The sequence below is a fragment of the Streptomyces barkulensis genome (assembly GCF_002843305.1).
GTDB classification, from domain to species: Bacteria; Actinomycetota; Actinomycetes; order Streptomycetales; family Streptomycetaceae; genus Streptomyces; species Streptomyces barkulensis.
The window spans coordinates 56,908-76,713 of record NZ_PGSG01000041.1; the positions used below are offsets into that span (position 1 = coordinate 56,908).

19 protein-coding genes are annotated in these 19,806 nt (G+C 74.9%); 7 read left to right on the top strand and 12 right to left on the bottom strand.

Going from position 1 to position 19,806, the window contains the following annotated elements:
* Positions 1–4: 4 nt before the first annotated feature.
* The gene (gene purD, locus CUT83_RS09760) at positions 5–1,315 is read right to left on the bottom strand and encodes a phosphoribosylamine--glycine ligase (RefSeq protein WP_101255495.1); all 1,311 of its coding nucleotides are present in this window, start codon (positions 1,313–1,315) and stop codon (positions 5–7) included.
* Positions 1,316–1,706: 391 nt separating this feature from the next.
* On the opposite strand from purD, the gene CUT83_RS09765 reads away from it, so the two are divergent.
* A complete protein-coding gene (locus CUT83_RS09765; protein ID WP_420882384.1) occupies positions 1,707–2,456 on the top strand; it encodes an SLATT domain-containing protein in 750 nt (249 codons plus the stop codon).
* 55 nt (positions 2,457–2,511) lie between these two features.
* Here CUT83_RS09765 and CUT83_RS09770 read toward each other — a convergent pair whose 3' ends face one another.
* Complete coding sequence (locus CUT83_RS09770) at positions 2,512–3,162, bottom strand: putative DNA-mimic protein (RefSeq protein WP_101255464.1); 651 nt, start codon at positions 3,160–3,162, stop codon at positions 2,512–2,514.
* Positions 3,163–3,237: 75 nt separating this feature from the next.
* Entirely contained in the window at positions 3,238–3,891 is a 654-nt protein-coding gene (locus CUT83_RS09775; RefSeq protein WP_240957618.1) for a GntR family transcriptional regulator, read from the bottom strand.
* A 160-nt stretch (positions 3,892–4,051) separates the two neighbouring features.
* On the opposite strand from CUT83_RS09775, the gene CUT83_RS09780 reads away from it, so the two are divergent.
* Both CUT83_RS09780 and CUT83_RS09785 read left to right on the top strand, forming a co-directional pair.
* A complete protein-coding gene (locus tag CUT83_RS09780) occupies positions 4,052–4,663 on the top strand; it encodes a DJ-1/PfpI family protein (RefSeq protein WP_101255466.1) in 612 nt (203 codons plus the stop codon).
* Positions 4,660–5,133: a MarR family winged helix-turn-helix transcriptional regulator gene (locus tag CUT83_RS09785; protein WP_101255467.1), complete on the top strand. Its 474-nt coding sequence runs from the start codon at positions 4,660–4,662 to the stop codon at positions 5,131–5,133. The genes CUT83_RS09780 and CUT83_RS09785 overlap by 4 nt, the downstream gene beginning before the upstream one ends.
* A gap of 165 nt (positions 5,134–5,298) precedes the next feature.
* Here the strand turns inward: CUT83_RS09785 and CUT83_RS09790 are convergent, their stop codons facing one another.
* Complete coding sequence (locus tag CUT83_RS09790; RefSeq protein WP_101255468.1) at positions 5,299–6,582, bottom strand: adenylosuccinate synthase; 1,284 nt, start codon at positions 6,580–6,582, stop codon at positions 5,299–5,301.
* A 304-nt stretch (positions 6,583–6,886) separates the two neighbouring features.
* Here CUT83_RS09790 and CUT83_RS09795 point away from each other — a divergent pair, with 304 nt between their 5' ends.
* A complete protein-coding gene (locus CUT83_RS09795) occupies positions 6,887–7,753 on the top strand; it encodes a diacylglycerol kinase (protein WP_101255469.1) in 867 nt (288 codons plus the stop codon).
* A gap of 48 nt (positions 7,754–7,801) precedes the next feature.
* Here the strand turns inward: CUT83_RS09795 and CUT83_RS09800 are convergent, their stop codons facing one another.
* A complete protein-coding gene (locus tag CUT83_RS09800) occupies positions 7,802–8,377 on the bottom strand; it encodes a GbsR/MarR family transcriptional regulator (RefSeq protein WP_420882385.1) in 576 nt (191 codons plus the stop codon).
* Positions 8,378–8,473: 96 nt separating this feature from the next.
* Between CUT83_RS09800 and CUT83_RS09805 the strand changes: the two genes are divergently transcribed.
* From CUT83_RS09805 to CUT83_RS09815, 3 genes are all read left to right on the top strand, one after another.
* The gene (locus CUT83_RS09805; RefSeq protein WP_101255470.1) at positions 8,474–9,436 is read left to right on the top strand and encodes an ABC transporter ATP-binding protein; all 963 of its coding nucleotides are present in this window, start codon (positions 8,474–8,476) and stop codon (positions 9,434–9,436) included.
* Positions 9,433–11,070 (top strand): ABC transporter permease, encoded by a 1,638-nt coding sequence (locus CUT83_RS09810; RefSeq protein WP_101255471.1) that lies wholly within the window; start codon positions 9,433–9,435, stop codon positions 11,068–11,070. The genes CUT83_RS09805 and CUT83_RS09810 overlap by 4 nt, the downstream gene beginning before the upstream one ends.
* Positions 11,071–11,226: 156 nt before the next feature.
* Complete coding sequence (locus CUT83_RS09815; RefSeq protein ID WP_143688522.1) at positions 11,227–11,955, top strand: hypothetical protein; 729 nt, start codon at positions 11,227–11,229, stop codon at positions 11,953–11,955.
* Here CUT83_RS09815 and CUT83_RS09820 read toward each other — a convergent pair.
* The 7 genes from CUT83_RS09820 to CUT83_RS09850 all read right to left on the bottom strand — a co-directional run bounded on the left by CUT83_RS09820 (position 11,939) and on the right by CUT83_RS09850 (position 19,664).
* A complete protein-coding gene (locus CUT83_RS09820; protein ID WP_101255473.1) occupies positions 11,939–13,801 on the bottom strand; it encodes a protein kinase domain-containing protein in 1,863 nt (620 codons plus the stop codon). The genes CUT83_RS09815 and CUT83_RS09820 overlap by 17 nt on opposite strands.
* A 136-nt stretch (positions 13,802–13,937) precedes the next feature.
* Complete coding sequence (locus CUT83_RS09825) at positions 13,938–14,603, bottom strand: response regulator (RefSeq protein WP_101255474.1); 666 nt, start codon at positions 14,601–14,603, stop codon at positions 13,938–13,940.
* Entirely contained in the window at positions 14,600–16,069 is a 1,470-nt protein-coding gene (locus CUT83_RS09830; protein ID WP_420882386.1) for a sensor histidine kinase, read from the bottom strand. The genes CUT83_RS09825 and CUT83_RS09830 overlap by 4 nt, the downstream gene beginning before the upstream one ends.
* 86 nt (positions 16,070–16,155) lie before the next feature.
* Positions 16,156–16,935, bottom strand: coding sequence for an alpha/beta hydrolase family protein (locus tag CUT83_RS09835; protein WP_101255475.1), 780 nt, complete (start codon positions 16,933–16,935; stop codon positions 16,156–16,158).
* Positions 16,928–18,238: a kynureninase gene (gene kynU, locus CUT83_RS09840; RefSeq protein WP_101255476.1), complete on the bottom strand. Its 1,311-nt coding sequence runs from the start codon at positions 18,236–18,238 to the stop codon at positions 16,928–16,930. Before kynU ends, CUT83_RS09835 begins: the two co-directional genes overlap by 8 nt.
* Positions 18,231–19,124 carry a tryptophan 2,3-dioxygenase family protein gene (locus CUT83_RS09845; protein WP_101255477.1) on the bottom strand — a complete coding sequence of 298 codons (894 nt, stop codon included), beginning with the start codon at positions 19,122–19,124 and terminating at the stop codon, positions 18,231–18,233. Before CUT83_RS09845 ends, kynU begins: the two co-directional genes overlap by 8 nt.
* Before the next feature lie 126 nt (positions 19,125–19,250).
* Positions 19,251–19,664 (bottom strand): DUF3151 domain-containing protein, encoded by a 414-nt coding sequence (locus tag CUT83_RS09850; RefSeq protein WP_101255478.1) that lies wholly within the window; start codon positions 19,662–19,664, stop codon positions 19,251–19,253.
* Between the last annotated feature and the right edge of the window lie 142 nt (positions 19,665–19,806).

A 19,806-nucleotide genomic window follows, 5' to 3' on the forward strand; every position in this document is an offset into this window, starting at 1 on the left:
CGGCTCAGGCCTCCCCGGCGGCCGCGGCGGTCCCGGCGGTTTCGGCGGCCCCGGCAGCGGCGGCAGCGGCGGCAGCGGCGGCAGCGATGTCGCCGCGGTGGTGCGAACCGGCCAGCCGGATGCGGGACACCGCCCGGTAGGCGTGCTCGCGCGCCTCGGCGAGACCGGCCCCGGTGGCCGTGACGGACAGGACCCGGCCGCCCGCGCTGACCACGCGCCCCTCCTCGTCCAGCCGGGTGCCGGCATGGAGGACGTACGCGGTGGGGGCGTCCTTCCCGGCGACCTCCTCCAGGCCCTCGATCACGTCCCCCGTGCGGGGGGAGGCGGGGTAACCCTCGGAGGCGACGACGACGGTGACGGCCGCGTCGTCGCTCCAGCGCAGCGGGGGGAACTCGGCCAGGGCGCCGGTGGCCGCCGCGTACAGCAGTCCGGACAGCGGAGTCTTCAGCCGGGCCAGGACGACCTGGGTCTCCGGGTCTCCGAAGCGCGCGTTGAACTCCACCACGCGCACCCCTCGCGAGGTGATGGCCAGGCCCGCGTAGAGCAGTCCGGAGAAGGGGGTGCCGCGGCGGCGCATCTCGTCCACGGTGGGCTGCAGGACGGTGGCCAGCACCTCGTCGGTCAGTTTGGGGTCGGCCCAGGGCAGTGGCGAGTAGGCGCCCATGCCGCCGGTGTTGGGGCCCTCGTCGCCGTCGTGGGCGCGCTTGAAGTCCTGGGCGGGCCGCAGCGGTACGACGCACTCGCCGTCGGTCACGGCGAACAGGGAGACCTCGGGGCCGTCCAGGTACTCCTCGATCACCACCTGCTCGCAGCCGCGGGCGTGGGCGCGGGCGGTCTCCAGGTCGGGGGTGACGACGACGCCCTTGCCCGCCGCCAGCCCGTCGTCCTTGACGACGTACGGTGGCCCGAAGGCGTCCAGCGCGCGGTCGGTCTGCTCGTCGGTGGTGCACACGTAGGAGCGGGCCGTGGGGACCCCGGCGGCGGCCATGACCTCCTTGGCGAACGCCTTGGAGCCCTCCAGCCGGGCGGCCTCGGCCGACGGGCCGAAGACGGCGATGCCGCGCCCGCGCACGGCGTCGGCCACCCCGGCCACCAGCGGGGCCTCCGGCCCCACCACGACGAGGTCGGCCTCCAGCCCGGCGGCCAGTTCGGCCACGGCCGGGCCGTCGAGCGCGTCGACGGGGTGCAGGGTCGCCACCTGGGCGATTCCGGCGTTGCCGGGCGCGCAGTGCAGCGAGGTGACGGCGGGATCGAGGGACAGGGAGCGGCACAGGGCGTGTTCGCGGGCGCCGCCGCCGATGACGAGGACCTTCACGCCCTGCACCCTATCCGCCCCTCCCCCGGCCCCGGCGGGCCCGCCCGGAAGGCGGACGGCGGGGGCTGCCGGGGGAGCGCCGGAAGGCTGACGGACGCCTGCCGGACGCGGCCGCGGGACCGGTGCCGTCGGCATGGCGGCGGCGCGGCGGCGGCGGTGGTCAGGGAAGCGTCGGCGGTGGTCAGGGGCGCGGGACGGCAGCCGAAACACGCTCCTCACCCCATCGGGTGAGGAAGCGGGGCCTGTATACCCAATCGGGATGCACGTATGGGCGGAAATACCGCGAAGGCCGAGAGGTCTCCCACTTTTGGGGGTAGGAAGGGGCACCGAGCGGTCCGAGGGAGGTCCGTCCGCGAATGGATCCGAGCGAGGGCTTTGTTGGGAGTGGCGGGTGAGTCAGCCGGAGATGCGCCCCGGAACGGGCGGCGGCACGGGCGGCGGCACGGGGCGGGGCGAGCACGGGGACCTGCTCGGGCGGCCGTTCCCCCTGGGGGACTGGGGCGAGCCCGCCGAGCGCCTGGACGAGCTGTACCGGTGGGTGGAGAGCGGGGCGCTGGAGGTCGTGGAGTGGTATCTGGCCGACCGGGCGCGCAAGCGCCGGTGGGCCGGGGCGCTGCGGGCGGGGACCGCCGCGGGGCTGGCGGCCGGGGGCGCGCTGCCGCTGCTGGAACTGGCCGGCGGGGCGCGGGGCGCGGCCCTGTGGGCGTTCCCCGCCCTGCTGCTGGCGGCCGTGTGCGCGGGGTGCGACCGCTGGTTCGGGCTGACCTCGGGCTGGATGCGCGGCATCGCCACGGCGCAGGCGGTCCAGCGGCGACTGGAGATGCTGCAGTACGACTGGGCGTCGGAGAGCGTACGGGAGGTGCTCGGGCCCACCGAGGGCACCGCGAGCGAGGCCGCCGAGCGGTGCCTGGGGGTGCTGCGGCGCTTCTCGGAGGACGTGACCGAGCTGGTGCGGGGCGAGACCGCCGCCTGGATGGTGGAGTTCCGCTCCGGTCCGACACCGCTGCACACCCAGTCGCTGACCTCCTCCGCCTGGAGCGCGCGCACCGCGCAGGCCGCCGCGCAGCCGTCCCGCTTCTCGATGCCGCCGGGCGTCCGGCCGAGCATGCCCCGGCAGCGCCCCCCGGAGGGGCCGCGCTGACGGCGGCTGCCCGGCGGACGGCGGACGGCGGCGGACGGCGGCAGCCGGTGCCGCGTCAGCCGAAGAGGATCATGGAGCCCTGTGCCAGACTCCGGGTGGCCGCGGCGTGCAGCCCCAGCCAGACGTGGCGCTCCCGCGCGAACGGCCCGCCGTCGTACGCGGGCGCGGCCGCCGGTTCCTCCAGCTCCGTGGGACGGTCCGGGGGCGCCGGGGCGGGGGGCGGGTTTGCGGGATCGACGCCCAGGTGGGGGGCGACCGCCTCCAGCTCGCGCAGCAGCCCGTGGCTGGAGCCCAGCGGGCCGCCGCCGGCGAGGAGTTCGTCGTCGGACAGCGGGTGGGCGAAGTCGAGGGGGACGTACGCGCCGGCGTGGTCGTAGTGCCACACCAGGTGCGACTGCTGGGCCGTCGGGGCGAACATCTCCAGCAACTGCTCGTAGTCGCCGCCGAGTTCGTCGACCGGGGTGACCTCCAGGCCGCAGAGCTGAAGCATATGGGCGCGGCGCAGGAGGTGCAGCGCGTCGTAGTCGAAGCCGGCGACCGGCGCCACGTCGCCCGACAGTCCGGGCATGTAGCCGTGGACGGGGACCGGCGGCAGCCCGGCGGCGCTCAGTGCCCTGTCGTAGGACGCGAGTTCCTCGGCGAAGGGGTTGTCGGGGCTGTGGCACAGCACGTCGACGAGCGGCACCAGCCAGAGGTCACAGGCCAACGGGTGCTCCAATACGGCGGGCGGCGGGTGACGGGTGGGGAGCGGTACGGGCTCCGGGCGCAACAGCGTAGTCGCTCATTCCAGCTTCTCCACGAGGGCGAGGCAGCGCTCGTCGCAGGCCGCGACGAGGCGCCCGGCCGCCGTGTCGTCCCCGCGTCCGACCGCTTCCGCCAGCTCGCGGTAGCCGGTCCACAGCAACTCCCGCAGGCCGGGCCGCTCGCGCAGGTGCGGCACGGCGAAGACCCAGCACTGCACGCGCAGCCGGTCCAGGAACTCGGTTATGTAGGGGTTGCCCATCAGTTCGCCCAGTTCCCGCCAGAAGCGCAGGTCGTAGCCGATGAGCACGTCCAGGTCCCCGGTGCGGGCGGCCCGCTCGGCGGCCTCGGCGCGGCGGCGCACCGAGATCAGCCGTTCGTCGCCGGGGGCGGGCCGGTCCGGGTCGGCGGGTCTGCGGAAGACGCCCTCGGCGACCAGGGAGCGCGCCTGGACCATGGCCCGGTAGTCGGCGGGGGTGAAGACGTGGACACGGAAGCCCCGGTGCTGCTCCACGTCCAGCAGGCCCTGCGCGGACAGGTCGACGAGCGCCTCGCGCACCGGGGTGGCGGAGACGCCGTACTGCTCGGCTATCTCCTTGACCGTGAAGCCCCGGCCGGCCGGGAGGCGCCCGGCGAGGACCTCGTCGCGCAGCGCGTCCGCGATCTGCGCGCGCAGTGTGCTGCGCTGGATCACGGGCGCCTCCTCACGGCTTCGAATGTCCGGGTGCCGGCGCCGTCTCTCATCCGCCCCCCTTTCCCGGGGGTCAGCCTAGCGTCCACTCTTTGACAGCACCCTGTCGAAGTGACAGCATGTTGTCATAAGCGCCCCGGCGATCGGCTCCGAGGAGAGCGCCATGGAACGCAGGACCGTGCACGTCGCCGTCTACGACACCTTCGCCGACTGGGAGATCCCCTACGCCACCACCGCCCTGACCGGTGCCGGACACCATGTGGTGTACGTCGGCGAGAGCGGCGAGCCCGTGATCAGCATGGGCGGCATGCAGGTGTCGCCCGGCCTGTCCGTCGCCGACCTGCGGCCCGCCGACAGCGCGCTGCTGATCCTGCCGGGAGCGGACGCCTGGGAGAAGGTGCTCCCGCCCTTCGCCGCGGCGGCCCGCGCCTTCCTGGCGGCCGGAGTGCCCGTCGCGGCCATCTGCGGGGCCGTGACCGGGCTGGCGAAGGAGGGGCTGCTCGACGACCGCCCCCACACCGGCGCCGCCGCAGAGGTGCTGGCCGCCACCGGCTACCGGGGCGGCAGCCACTACCGCGAGACCGACGCCTGCACCGACGGGGACCTGATCACCGCCGGCCCCACCGAGCCGGTGGCGTTCGCCCGCGAGATCCTGACCCGGCTGGAGGTGTACCCGCCAAAGGTGCTGGACGCCTGGTTCCGGCTGTTCCGGCACTCCGACGCGAGCGCCTACGGGGTGCTGGCGGCCCATGAGGGCGCGAGCGGGGCGGCGTGAGCACCCACGAGCTGCTGTCGGACACGGCGCTGGCCGTCTTCCGGCTGAATGGACAGTTCCTGTCCGCCGCCGAGCGGCTGGCCCGGCCCGCCGGACTGACCGCCGCCTGGTGGCAGGTGCTCGGCGCGGTGCTGCGCGAGCCGCTGCCGGTGGCCGGCATAGCCCGCGCCATGGGCGTCACCCGGCAGAGCGTGCAGCGCGTGGCGGACCTGCTGGTCGAGCGCGGCCTGGCGGTGTACGAGCCCAACCCCGCGCACCGCCGCGCCAAACTGCTCGCCCCCACCGGGGAGGGCCGTGCGGCGGTGGACCGGATCACCCCCGGCCACGCGGAGTTCGCCGCGCGGCTGGGCGAGGCGCTGGGCGGCGAGGAGGCCTTCGCCGAGGTGCGCGACGCGCTGGAGCGGTTGTCGAAGGCGCTGGACGGCCTGGAGGCGCCGGGCGCGGACGGCGCCGGCCCGGCGGGGGTGTGAGCGCGGTCGGGGTGTGGGCGCGGGGCCGCGCGTCGGCCCACGCACCGGGGGCCGCGCCGTCGAGTACGGCGCGGCCCCCGGTGGGCGCTGTCGGCGGGAAGGGCCCCGGCCGGAGCCTCCCGGTCAGGGTCCCCCGACCAGAGCTCCCCGGTCAGAGCTCCCCGGTCAGAGGAACGAGTTGATCTGGATCGTCTCGTCCCGGCCCGGGCCGACGCCGATGGCGGAGACCGGCGCGCCCGACATCTCCTCCAGCGCCTTCACATAGGCCTGCGCGTTCTTCGGCAGGTCGGAGAACTCCTTGGCCCCCGAGATGTCCTCGGACCAGCCCGGCAGCATCTCGTAGACCGGCTTGGCGTGGTGGAAGTCGGTCTGGTTGTAGGGCAGCTCGGTGACCCGCCGGCCGTCGATCTCGTAGGCGACGCAGACCGGGATGCTCTCCCAGCCGGTGAGCACGTCCAGCTTGGTGAGGAAGAAGTCGGTGAGCCCGTTGACGCGGGTGGCGTACCGGGCGATCACCGCGTCGAACCAGCCGCAGCGCCGGTCGCGGCCGGTGGTGACGCCGCGCTCGCCGCCGATGGTGCGCAGCTTCTCGCCGTCCTCGTCGAACAGCTCGGTCGGGAAGGGTCCGGCGCCCACGCGCGTGGTGTACGCCTTGAGGATGCCGATGACCCGGTCGATCCTCGTCGGGCCCACCCCCGCGCCGGTGCAGGCGCCGCCGGCGGTCGGGTTGGAGGAGGTCACGAAGGGGTAGGTGCCGTGGTCCACGTCCAGCAGCGTGCCCTGGCCGCCTTCGAAGAGGACGACCTTGTCCTGGTCGAGCGCGTCGTTGAGCAGCAGGGTGGTGTCGCAGACATAGCCGCGCAGCGCGTCCGCGTAGCCGAGCAGTTCCTCGACCACCTGCTCCACGGCGATGGCCCGGCGGTTGTAGAGCTTGGCGAGGATCTGGTTCTTCTGGTCGAGGGCCGCCTCGACCTTCTGCGTCAGGATCGACTCGTCGAAGAGGTCCTGGACGCGGATGCCCACACGGTTGATCTTGTCCGCGTACGTCGGGCCGATGCCTCGGCCGGTGGTGCCGATCCTGCGCTTGCCCAGGAAGCGCTCGGTCACCTTGTCCATCGTGGTGTGGTACGGCGTGATCAGGTGCGCGTTGCCGCTGATCAGCAGCTTGGACGTGTCCACGCCGCGCTCTTCGAGCCCGCTCAGCTCGGAGAGCAGGACCGCCGGGTCCACCACGACGCCGTTTCCGATCACCGGGACGCAGCCCGGGGAGAGGATGCCGGAGGGGAGGAGGTGGAGCGCGTACTTCTGGTCGCCGACGACGACCGTGTGGCCGGCGTTGTTGCCGCCCTGGTAGCGCACCACGTAGTCCACCGAGCCACCGAGCAGGTCGGTGGCCTTCCCCTTGCCTTCATCACCCCACTGAGCGCCGAGCAGCACGAGTGCGGGCACAGGCGTACACCCCTTCCGGCCGGGGCATGTCCAACGTGCGTGTCGGCCGTGGACCGGACGCGCTGACAAGAACCGTCGGACCGGTGCCCCGAATCGACGAAACCCCTGACCGCAACAGCGACAGGGGCTCTTGCACCGAGAGATTACCGGACTCCTCCGACGGGAGGCGAACGCGACGACCCCCGGCCGCACCCCCGCCGATCCCGCCGTCCGTACCCACCACAGCCAACTCCCGTCCGCGGCCGCCGATTCCGGCCGCCCCCGGTGGCCGCAGGCGGCCGGGACGACCGAAGGAAGGACCGAGGTGCCGGTTCCGCATCCACTGCTCGTGCTCGTCGACCCCCTCGCACGCCGTACGGACGGGGAGTCCGTACGGATCGCCAGGGACGTACTGGCCGCGGGCTCCCCCGGAGTGAAGGTGTGCCTGCCGGACGGCCCCGAGGAGGCCGCGCGGGCGCTGGCCCGCCGGGGCCGTCGGCGCCCGGTGGTGATAGGGGACGACCGGGCGCTGCTGCGGGCGGTGCGGCTGCTGCACCTGGAGCGCGGGCTGGCGCACTGCGCGCTGTCGGTGGTGCCGGTGGGGCGGCCGGGATCGGTGGCGCTGGCCGGGACGCTGGGGGTGCCGCTGGACGCGGTGCGGGCGGCGCGGACGGTGCTGGAGGGCCGGGAGAGACGCTTCGACCTGCTGGTGGACGACAGCGGCGGGGTGGTGCTGGGGGACCTGCGCATCCCGCCGCTGCACGGGGAACGGGAGCGGCGGGGCGCAGGGGGCGGTCCGCCGCGCGGACCGCTGGGCCGCTGCCGCTCCCTGGTGCGCACTCTGGCCCGGCCCGCGCCCGGCCCCGGGGCGGCGCGGCTGCGCGTCGAGGCCGACGGGGTGCTGCTGACCGACCTCGACAGCCCGGTGGAGCGGGTCTCGCTCACCCCGGGCGGCGGTCTGGTGGACGTGGTCGTGCGGCGGCGCCCGGAGGACGGCCCGGTGCGGGCGCGGGCCCGCACGGTCACGGTCTCGGGGCCGCACTTCCGCTACCGCGCCGACGCGGTGGTCTCCGGTCCCGTCCTCACCCGGACCTGGACGGCGCACCCCTCGGCGCTGCGGCTGACCGTGCCGCCCGCCGACCCCCCGGTCGGGCCGCCGGCCGTACCGCCCCAGCGGCCCTCGCCCGCCTGAGGCCGCCCCCGGTTCCCGGGAGCCGGGCGGGCGCACCGGCCGGGCGTCTCAGGAGGGCCCGGGGTCACCGCCGTGCGCGGCCTCGCGGTGGGCGTGCCAGCGGTCCAGCATCATGGCCAGTTCCCGCCGTATGAAGTCGAAGAACTCCGCCGTCTCGGCTATGCGGCGGCCCGCCGGGGTGTCGGGGCCGACGGCTTTGAGTCCCTGGTCGAAGGTGGCGCTCCAGCGCCCGAGCAGCGCGTCGCGGTCGGTCATCGCCTCGTACCAGGCGTCCGCGTGCACCCGGTAGCGCTCCCGGCGCGAGCCCGGTTCCCGTTCGCGGGTGACCAGGTGGACCTGGGAGAGGTAGCGGATGGCGCCGGAGACGGCGGCCGGGCTGATCCGCAGGCGCTCGGAGAGCTCGGCGGAGCCGAGGGTGCCGGAGTCCTCGGTCAGCAGGCAGGCGAAGACCCGCGAGGCCATGCGCTGCATGCCCGCCTCGGTCAGCTCGGCGGCGAAACGCTCCACGAACTCGGCGACCTCGGGGCCGTAGGGCCGCGTGCGCGGGCCGGTGGCCCGCCCGGCCGGATCGTTCGGCTCGTTCGGATCGCCCGACTCGTTCGGCTCGCTCGGCTGTTCACTCACCACCACGGGCCCCATCCTTCCAGGCCAAGAGCGCCTGGACCATCCCGGCCGTTTTCTGTCTTCACAAATTTCTGAAATTAGAGTAGCTTCGCAGGCATGACCAAGGCAACCACCGCCATCTCGGTCTCCGGTCTCGTGAAGACCTTCGGCCGCACCCGTGCGCTCGACGGACTCGACCTGCACGTCGAAACCGGCGAGGTCCACGGCTTCCTCGGGCCCAACGGCTCGGGGAAGTCCACCACCATCCGCGTCCTGCTGGGCCTGCTGCGCGCCGACTCCGGCACCACCCGGCTGCTGGACGGCGATCCCTGGCGGGACGCCGTCGAACTCCACCGCCGCGTCGCCTACGTGCCCGGCGACGTGACCCTGTGGCGCAACCTCTCCGGGGGCGAGGTCATCGACCTCTACGGGCGGCTGCGCGGCGGGCTCGACACCCGGCGCCGCGGCGAGCTGCTGGAGCGCTTCGAGCTCGACCCCACCAAGAAGGGCCGCACCTACTCCAAGGGCAACCGGCAGAAGGTCGCCCTCGTCGCCGCCTTCGCCTCCGATGTGGAGCTGCTGATCCTGGACGAACCGACCTCCGGGCTCGACCCGCTGATGGAGGGGGTCTTCCGGGACTGCGTCGCCGAGGAGCGCGACCGGGGACGGACGGTGCTGCTGTCCAGCCACATCCTGAGCGAGGTCGAGGCGCTGTGCGACCGGGTGAGCATCATCCGCCGGGGCGTCACCGTCGAGAGCGGGTCGCTCACCGACCTGCGGCACCTGACCCGCACCTCCGTCAGCGCGGAGCTGGCGGACGAGCCGGACGGGCTGTCCGGCCTGCCCGGCGTCCACGACCTGTCCGTGCGGGGCCACCGGGTGCGGCTCCAGGTGGACACCGACAAGCTGGACGGTGTGCTGCGGCGGCTCGCGGAGTCCGGCGTGCGGAGCCTGACCAGCACCCCGCCCACCCTGGAGGAGCTCTTTCTGCGGCACTACCAGGACGAGCGGGGGAAGCCGGGGAGCCTCGGGGACGGCGCCGCCGCCGCGGCCGACGGCGAGGAGGTCGTGGCGTCATGACCGCCGTCGCCCAGCCGGCGGCGGCCGCCCGCCGCGACGGCTCCCGCCGCGACCTGGCCGGCACCGGCACGCTGCTGCGGCTCGCGCTGCGCCGCGACCGTGTGCTGATCCCGGTGTGGGTCCTGCTGCTGACCGTGCTCGCCGTGCAGAACGCCGCGGCCATCGAGCAGTTCTACCCCACCGCCGCCGAACGCGCCGAACTGGTCGCCTCGATGAACGCCAACACCTCGATGCGCGCGGTGTACGGCCCGGCCTTCAGCAGTTCCCCGGGCGGTCTGGCCGTCTGGGAGATGCTCACCATCGGCAGCGTGCTCATCGCCATCATGAGCATGATCATCGTGGTGCGGCACACCCGCGAGGAGGAGGAGACCGGCCGCCAGGAGCTGATCTCCGCCGCGATGGTGGGCCGCCGCGCCCCGCTCACCTCCGCCCTGCTGGCCGCGGCGATCGCGAACACCGCCGTCGCCACCCTCGTCGCCCTCGGCCTGACGGGCGTCGGACTGCCCGCGGGCGGATCACTGGTCACCGGGCTCGCCCTGGGCGGCACCGGTCTGGTCTTCGCCGCGGTCGCCGCCCTGGCCGCGCAGCTCACCGAGAGCGCCCGGCTCGCCAAGGGGCTGACCGGCGCCGTGCTGGGCGCCGCCTTCGTGCTGCGGGCCGCCGGGGACTCCGGCACCACCGACGGCTCCTCCCCCCTGGCCTGGGCCTCTCCACTGGCCTGGGCGCGCAACGCACGGCCGTTCGCCGACGAACGGCCCTGGGTGCTGCTGCTGTCCCTGGGCCTGGCGGCGGCGGTTACGGCCGCCGCGTACGAGCTGGCCGGGCGGCGCGACATCGGCGCGAGCTTCCTGGCCACCCGGCCCGGACCGGCCGCCGGCCGGATCAACGGCCCCTACGGACTGGCCTGGCGGCTCCAGCGCGGCTCGCTGCTGGGCTGGGGCACCGCACTGGTGCTCGCTGGCCTGATCTTCGGCGCCATGGCCGAGGGGGCGGGCGATCTGCTCGGCGACAACGAGCAGAGCCGCGAGATCATCGAGCGGATGGGCGGCGCCTCGGGCATCACCGACGCCTTCCTCGCCGCCATGGCCGGGCTGTTCGGCATGATCACCGCGATCTACGCGGTGGGCGCGGTCCTGCGGATGCGCGGCGAGGAGACCTCCGAGCGCGCCGAGCCGATCCTGGCCGGCGCGGTGCCCCGGCTGCGCTGGGCGGCCGGCCATCTGCTCTTCGCCTTCGCCGGATCGGCCGTCCTGCTCGCCGCCTGCGGTCTGGCCATGGGGGCGGGCTACGGGCTGGCCGCCGGGGAGCCGGGCGCGGTGTGGCGGGTGACCGGCGCGGTCCTCGCGCAGGCGCCGGCGGTGTGGGCGCTCGCCGCGGTGGCGGTGGTGCTCCTGGGCGCCGTGCCCGGGGCGGCCGCGGCGGCCTGGGGGCTGGTCGGCGGCGCGCTCGTCATCGGCTGGCTCGGCCCCGCGCTCGACCTGCCCCGGGCGGTCATGAACCTCACGCCGTTCACGCACCTGCCCAAGCTGCCGGGCGGGGATCCGTCCGCGGCGCCCTACCTGTGGATACTGCTGGCCGCCGCGGCGCTGACGGCGGCGGGGCTCGCCGCGTTCCGCCGCCGCGACATCGGCTGAGGCACCGGCGGGGCCGGCGGGGCACCGTACGGGGCGGGGCGGGGCTGGGTCCGTCCCGCCCCGTACGGCCCGTTCCGCCGTACGGGGCAGCCGCGTCATCCCCTCGCACCACCCGGGGATGCGGGGCGACGGGGACGCTGCTCGCATGGGGGCGACGTGCACCCGAACGCAGCGGAGGTCGCCGCCATGCACTCCCCCCGTCCCCGCGCCCACGCCCCCGTCCGCCTCCGGTGCCGCCGCGCCCGCCGTACGCTGGCCGCCGGTACGGCCGCCGCCGCCCTGGCGCTGGCGGCCGCTCCCGCCGCCGCGTCCGCCGCGTCCGCCGCGGAGGGCGGGGAAGGGAGCGGCGGGCCCGGCGCCGGCCAGGAGCTCACCCTCACCCCCGCCCGCGCGGGCGGAGACGGAGGAGGGGCCCTCGGCGTACGCGCCGTGTGCGAGGCGGGCGGCGCGGGCGGTGTCGTCTCCTCCCCCGCCTTCGAGCGGACCGTCGCGCTCGAACGCGCCGACGACCGTCCCGCCCTGGAGAGACACGCCACCGCCCCGCTGCGGGAGGGGCTGGCCGTCGGCGGCAGCTATCCCGTGGTCGCGGTCTGCGGCACCGGGGAACTGCTGTCCGCCTCCTTCACGCACACCGGCGTCGCCGCGGAAACCGGTGCCGGATCGTCCCCGGCGGCGGCCTTCGGCGGGGCGGCGGGGCCGGCCGGACTGACGGGGCTGGCAGGGCTGGCGGCCGGCGCGGTGCTCCTGCGCCACCGCGCCGGTGCCCTGTCCGCGGTACGCCGGCTGCGCCGGATCGGCGGCCTGCGGATCGGCGGCCGACGGATCGGCGGCCGACGGGCCGGTGCCCGGCGGATCAGCGGCCCGGGGATCAGCGGCCGGCCTTGATCCGGTCGTCCTGGAGGGATGTCAGCCGCAGGACGACCAGGATCGCCAGCACCGTGGCGGGCACGGTCAGGAAGTCGGCCATGACCGTGAGGGCCGCGCTGCCCTGTGCCTGGTCGACGGTCTCGGCGTCGTACCACGGCTCGTAGTTGAGGACCCCGACGACCATGCCGGCCAGCCACATCGTCCACCAGCCGTTGAGCAGGCCGCGGTTGCTGCTCCGGCGGGGGCCGTACCAGGTGGTACGGGTCGAGGTGGGGTCGCTGTGGTCGCAGACGTCGTTGATGATCTGCTTGGGCATGAAGAACCAGATCACCGGCACCAGCCAGGAGCCGATCGCCCACCCCCGGTGATAGCGGATCTGTCCGGGTGCGAACACCTCGGCGTTCGCCCGGACCCGCCAGAACCACACCAGCCACAGCACGATCACCGGCAACTGGAACAGGGCGGAGAGGGCCGCCATCACCTCGGTGGTGTCCCGCAGGGAGTCGTAGTCGAAGGCCGCGTACGCCAGGTAGCTGCCCTCGTTGAGTTCGTTCAGCTCGCCGTGGATCCGGAAGTCGAGCACGAGCTGCACCAGCGTGCACAGCAGCAGGGCGCTCAGCCCGGCGCTCAGCACGAGGGACAGCGTGCGCGCCGAGCGTGCGACGTCGGGGCGCGCGGCGCCGCCGGGCGCGGGGTAGGGGGCGGTGACCGGGGGCGGGGGCGTGGAGTTCCACGGCCGGGGCGCCTGCTGCGCGTACGGCGCGGCGGCCGGTCCCGACGGATACGCGGGCTGGGGCGGCACGGTCGGCGGAACGGGCGTCGTGTACCCCGGGACGGCCCCCGGCACGGCCCCCGGCGCGAGTCCCATGTGCGGCGCGGGCGTGCCCGGTGAGACGGGCGGCGCGGACGGAGCCGAACCTGCCGCGGCCCCTGGCCGCGCGAGGGCGCTCGCCGCCGCTTCCGGGTCCTCGCTGTCCAGCAGCCGCACCGCGTGGCGGCCGAGCTGGGCCAGCACCTCGCCCGGCAGCCAGGTCCCGCCGGACGGCGTGTGCGCCGCGACACGGGCGGCCAGGGCTGCCAGGGAGGGCCGGCCGGCCGGGTCCTTGGCCAGGCAGTCCGCCACCAGTTCGCGCAGCGGCCCGGACAGGCCGGTCAGATCGGGCTCCTCCTCGGCGATGCGGAACAGCAGGGCGTGGAAGCCGCTGTCGGCGGTGCCGAACGGCATCCGCCCGGTGGCCGCGTAGGCGAGCACCGCGCCGAGGCAGAACACGTCGCCGGCCGGGGTGACCCGCTCACCGCGCACCTGCTCGGGCGACATGAAGCCCGGCGAGCCGATGACGGCTCCGGTCTGCGTCAGCCCGCTCCCGGTCACGGAGTCCAGGGCGCGGGCGATACCGAAGTCGATCACCTTCGGCCCGTCGATGGTGACCAGCACGTTCGAGGGCTTCAGATCGCGGTGCACCAACTCCGCGCCGTGGATCGCGCGCAGCGCCTCGATCAGCCCGGCGGCCAGCGCGTACACCGAGTGCTCGGGCAGCGGCCCGTAGTCCTCGTCCACCACCTCCTGCAGCGACGGCCCGGCGATGTAGCCGGTGGCCACCCAGGGGGTCGCGGCCTCGGTGTCGGCGTCCAGCACCGGAGCCGTCCACTGGCCGCCGACCCGCCGCGCGGCGTTGACCTCCTTGGCGAAACGCTCGCGGAAGGAGGGCTGGCGGGCCAGCTCCTCCTGGACGACCTTCACCGCGACCGTACGGCCGCGTTCGGAACGCGCCAGGTAGACCCGGCCCATCCCGCCCGCACCCAGTCTGCCCAGCAACCTGTACGCGCCGATCCAGCGCGGGTCACCGTCCCCCAGTGGTTCCATCGCGCGCGGCTCCTCCCCGTTCACCTCGTCCGTCGAGAATAGAGGTGCAAACGCACACCGGTGACGACGGCGACCGATCCGTGACCGGTTCCCCCGCGCCGGGACCGGGTCCGGGACAGGGGCCGGCCCGGACCCGTCAGCCTCCGGGGACGACGAGCCCCGACTCGTAGGCGAAGACGGCCGCCTGGGTGCGGTCGCGCAGCCCCAGCTTGACCAGCACCCGGCTGACGTGCGTCTTCACGGTGGACTCGGCGACGACGAGCCGGTCGGCGATCTCGCCGTTGGACAGGCCCCGGGCGACGAGCGCGAGCACCTGCGTCTCGCGCTCGGTCAGATCCCCGATGCGCTCCCTGAAGGGGGTTCGCGGGCCGGCGGCGGCCGAGAGCCGGGAGAACTCCGCGATCAGCCGCCGGGTGACCGTCGGCGCGAGCAGCGCCTCGCCGGCCGCCACCGTCCGCACCCCGTCGGCCAGTTGGCCGGCGGAGGCGTCCTTGAGCAGGAAGCCGCTCGCCCCGGCGCGCAGCGCCTGGTAGACGTACTCGTCCAGGTCGTAGGTGGTCAGGATCAGCACTCTGGCGGCCGAGCCGGAGGCGCAGATCTCGCGGGTGGCCTCCAGCCCGTTGACCACGGGCATACGGATGTCCATCAGCACGACGTCCGGTTCCAGCCGGGCGACCGCCTCCACGGCCTCGCGCCCGTTGACCGCCTCGCCGACGACCTCCATGTCCGGCTGGGCGTTCAGCAGGACGGAGAAGCCCTCACGGACCATCATCTGGTCATCGGTGATCACCACCCGGATCACGGCACGTCCTTCCGGGGACCGGCCCCCGGTGCGGCGTCCGGCGCGTTCTCCAGCGCGGCGTCCGGTGCGGAAGCCGGTGCGGAAGCCGATACGGCATCCGGTGCGGAATCCGGTGCGGCGTCCGGTGCGGCGTCCGGCTCCACCGGCAGGAACGCCTCCACCGCGAAGCCGCCGTCCTCGGTCTCCTCGGCCGTCAGCTCGCCCCCGAGCATCGCCGCGCGCTCCCGCATCCCCATCAGCCCGTGCCCGGACCCCTGGGACGCCTTCACCAGGCCGCCGGGCGGCCCGTTGACGATCCGCAGGCCGAGCCCGACCGGTACGTAGCCCAGCTCCACCCGGGCGCTCGCGCCGGGCGCGTGGCGCAGGGCGTTGCTCAGCGCCTCCTGCACGATGCGGTACGCGGACAGCTCCACGCCCTGCGGCAGCGGCCGCTGCCTCCCGGTGGTCACCGACTCCACCTCCAGCCCGGCCCGGCGCACGTTCTCCAGCAGGTCACCGAGGTCGGCGAGGGTGGGCTGCGGCGCCTCGGGGCCCCAGTCGTCCAGGTCGCCCGGCAGGTCGGCGCGGACGACGCCCAGGACGCGGCGCAGCTCGGTCAGGGCCGTCACCGCGTTCTGGCGGATGCCGGCCAGCGCCGCCACCAGTTCCTCGGGCGGGTCCTGGACGCGGTAGGGGGCCGCCTCGGCCTGGATGGCGACCACCGACATGTGGTGGGCCACCACGTCGTGCAGCTCGCGGGCGATGGTGGTGCGCTCCTCCAGCAGCGTGCGCCGGGACCGCTCCTCCTCCACCACCGCGACCTGCTCGACGACCTGCCGCCGCGAGTCGCGCCAGCCGCGCACGGCGAGCAGCAGGGTGAGGGCGATCCCGGAGACCACCGCCATGGCGAAGGCGACCGGCGCGCCCCGATCGGGGTCCGTCGCGGCCGCGAGCCCGCCGGTCAGAGCGGTCAGCAGCCACATGTGGACCGCCACCCGGGGCCCGGTGCGGGCGGCGACGACCAGCAGCACCACCAGATGCGCCACGGAGGAGGCGCCCGTCCAGGGCCAGGCGCTCCAGACGCCCGGGGCGACGGACGCCGTGAAGAACATGCCGCCGAGCGACAGCCAGAAGGCACCGATCGGCCGGAAGATCAGCACGACCAGCGGCACGCCGAGGAACAGCGCCCGGACCAAACTTCCGTCACTGGAGTAGGAGTTGACGACCTCGATGAACATCAGCAGCAGCGCCAGGCCCGCCAGGGCCAGGTGCGGCAGCCGGCGGGCCGGACCGCGCAGGGAGGCGGGCAGCAGACGCAGCAGGCGGTGATCCCCGGACAGCGGCGGCATCGGCCGGAAGGCGAAGGCTCCGGTCAGCAGGTCCGCGCGCAGGTCGTGCAGGGCGTCGCGGGCCATCCGCAGCTCGGCGGGCTGCCGGGAGCCGCCGGCCGCGGCCTTCGTAGCCGTCTTCGTCGCGGCGGTCTTCATGGTGTCGGTCACGGTGACGACACTAGGGACCGCGGGCGCCGGGGTCGTCCGCCCGCGGTCGCATCCTTCCGGGTCCGTCTCAGGTACTACACGCCCAGGTGCCTCACGCCCGCGTACCGCACCAACTCCCGTGCCGACAGCGCGAAGGCCGCCGTGCCCGGGGTGACGGGCGCGTAGTGGCCGGTGCCGGGCAGTTCGGTGAGCCGGGCGGCCGGCCGGGCCGCGGCGTAGCGGCGGGACAGCTCGACGGGCACGTCCGCGTCCTCGGTGCCGTGCAGCAGCACCACGGGAGCCACCCCGGGGTCCGGCGCCGGCAGCAGCATCGGGTCCGCTTCGGGCAGCCGGGCCGCCAGGTGCTCCTCACCGCCCAGCAGCTCGGCCACCGCGCCGCCGCTCAGACCCAGTTCATGGGCGCGGGCGAGGTCGGCGACCGGGGCGACGGCGACCACCGGGCACCGTGCCAGGCCCCGGGAGGCCGCCCACAGGGCGAGGTGGCCGCCCGCCGAGTGCCCGGCCAGCGCCCGCAACTCCCCCACCCCGCGCAGATGCCCCAGGGCGGTGCCGACGTCGTCGAAGGTGCCCGGCCGGCCGCCGCCCCCGCCGACGCGCCGGTACTCCACCAGCGCCACCCGCAGCCCGTACCCGCCGGCCAGCTCGGCGGCGAGCGGGGACAGATGGGCGCGGTCGTACGCCTCCCGCCAGAAGCCGCCGTGCAGAACGGCCACCAGGGGTGCGCCGGGCGGGCCGTACAGGTCGATCACCTGCGAGGGGTGGGGGCCGTAGCGCTCGCCGGCGGACGGCGCCACCGGGGCCAGGCCCAGCAGCGCCGCCTCCTCCGCCCCGCCCGCGGACGCCGTCTCAGGCATCGCGCTCCGCCAGCACCTCGCCCAGGACCCGGGCGGCCAGCTCCGCGTCGGCGAAGGACGTGTACAGCGGGGTGAAGCCGAAGCGCAGCACGTCCGGGCGGCGGAAGTCGCCCACCACGCCGCGCGCGACCAGCTCCGCCATCACCTCACCGGCGTCCGCGCAGCGCAGCGCGATCTGGCTGCCGCGCCGGGCGTGCTCGGCCGGGGTCACGGACTCCACTCGCCCGGCGGGCACACAGCTCTCCACACAGCGCAGGAAGAAGTCCGTCAGGGCCAGGCTCTTGGCGCGTACGGCCGCCACGTCCACCCCGTCCCAGACCTTCAGCGCCTCCTCCAGCGCCAGCATGGACAGAATGTCCGGCGTACCGACCCGGCCGCGCAGTGCGCCGTCGGCGGGCTCGTACTCCGGGGTCATGCCGAACGGGTCGGCGTGCGAGTGCCAGCCGGGCAGCGGGGAGTCGAAACGCGGCTGGAGACCACCGCGGACGTAGAGGTACGCCGGGGCGCCGGGGCCGCCGTTGAGGTACTTGTACGTGCAGCCGACGGCCAGGTCCACGCCGTGCTCGTCCAGCCCCACCGGGAGGGCGCCCGCGCTGTGGCACAGGTCCCACACCGTGTACGCCCCCGCCTCATGGGCGGCGGCGGTGATGCCGGGCAGGTCGTGGAGTTCGCCGGTGCGGTAGTCGACGTGGTTGACCAGCACGGCGGCGGTGCGCGGGCCCACCGAGCCGGGGATGCCCCCGGCCGGGATCGCGCGGACCGCGGCGCCGGTCAGCCGGGCCGCGGAGGCGGCGATGTAGCCGTCGGTGGGGAAGGTGGTGGCGTCCACCAGCAGATCGGTGCGGGCCGGATTGTCCTCGCGGGCCATCCGGATCGCGGCGACCACCGCCTTGAGGACGTTGACGCTGGTGGAGTCGCCCGCCACGATCTGGCCGGGCGCGGCGCCGACGATCGGGGCGATCAGATCGCCGACCCGCTCGGGCGCGGTCCACCAGCCGGACTCGGTCCAGGACCGGATCCGCAGCCGCCCCCACTCGCGCTCCACCACCTCGGCGACGCGGGCGGGCACGGAACGGGGCAGCGCGCCCAGGGAGTTGCCGTCGAGGTAGACGACGCGCTCGCCCTTCTCGTCCTCCAGGACGAAGGCGTCGCGCCGGCCGGCCAGGCCGTCGGCGGCGTCGAGCCTCGCGGCCTCCTCGCGCAGGGCCGTGTTCCCGGGGACGTTCCCGGGGGTGTTCCCGGCTGCGTTCTCGGAGGCGTTCTCGGAGGCGTTCTCGGAGGCGTTCTCGGTTGCTTCAGACATAGCTGCGGGCCGTCCAGAGCTCGGGGAAGACGTTCTTGCGGGCGCGCTTCTCCAGCCAGGCCACACCCGCGGAACCACCGGTGCCCTGCTTGGAGCCCATCGCGCGGCGGGTGGCCACCAGATGGTCGTTGCGCCAGCGCCAGACCTGCTCGGCCACCTCGGTCAGCGCCTCGCCCAGGCGCAGCAGCTCGCTGCCCGGGTCGCCGGAGTAGATCCGCGCCCAGACCTGCTCGACCCGCGGATGGGGCTCGTACCGCTGCGAGACGTCCCGGCCGGTGACCTCCTCGGGGATGTCCTCGCCGCGGCGGGCGAGATGGCGCAGCACCTCGTCGTACAGGCTCGGCTCGTGCAGCGCCTTCTCCAGCTCGTCGTACACGCGCGGCGCGCCGCGGTGCGGGACGAGCATGGACGCGGACTTCTCCCCGAGCATGAACTCCATGCGCCGGTACATCGCGGACTGGAAGCCGGACCCCTCGCCGAGGGCGCCGCGGTAGGCGTTGAACTGCGCCGGGGTGAGGTGGGCCAGGGGCTCCCAGGAGGCGTTGAGCGAGAGCATCTCGTACACCGAGCGCTTGAGCGCCTCCAGCGCGGTGCGCGGGTCGTCCGCGCGCAGCGCCCGGGAGGCGACCGTCCACTCGTGGACGACGACGGTGAACCACAGCTCCATCACCTGTGTGGTCACCAGGAAGGACATCTCTCCGGGGTCGTCGGAGAGGGGGTGCTGGAGGTGGGTGAGGACGTCCGCCCTGACGTAGTCCTCGTACGGTGTGGTGCCCGCGAAGTCGAGGTTCGGGTTCTCCGAACCGTTCTCGGCCCCGGGGCCGGTGCCGGACTGCGCTCCGGCCGGCTGTGACGTCCTGGACGGCTCTGACGACTCTGACGGCATGGCTGTTCTCTGTTCTCCTCGCGCGCTCGCCCGGGGTCGCCGGGCCTTCTCCGCAGATCATCGGTTCGGGACCCGGCGACGGCAAGGGCCGGTCGGGAGGGATCTCCCGTCAGAGGGTGTCTCCCGTCAGGAGAGCGTCGCCGCCGCGGTGGGCGAGCTCTCCTTCAGGAAGGTGGTGCAGCGCTCGTACTCCTCCTGCTCCCCGATGGCCTGGGCGGCGCGGGCGAGAGCGTGCAGAGCGCGCAGGAAGCCCCGGTTCGGCTCGTGCTCGAACGGGACCGGGCCGTGCCCCTTCCAGCCACTGCGGCGCAGGGCGTCCAGACCGCGGTGGTAGCCGGTGCGGGCGTACGCGTACGACTCGACCGTGCGCCCGGCCGTGAAGGCGTCGTCCGCGAGCTGTGCCCAGGCCAGGGAGGAGGTCGGGTGCTTCGCGGCGACCTCGGCGGGCGAGGTGCCCGAGGCGAGCAGCTCACGCGGCTCGGGATCGTCGGGAAGGTGGGTCGGGGGCGGTCCCCCGAGCAGGTTCTCGTGAATGGCCATGGCCCCAGTCTGCACGCTCGCCGCCGGTGTGCGGAGGGCGGCGTGCGGTACGGAGGCGGTGCGGAGGGCGGCGTGCGGAGGGCGGTACGCGGCGAGCCCGGTGCCCGGCGGATGCCGGGCACCGGGCTCGTGTCCGTCCGCG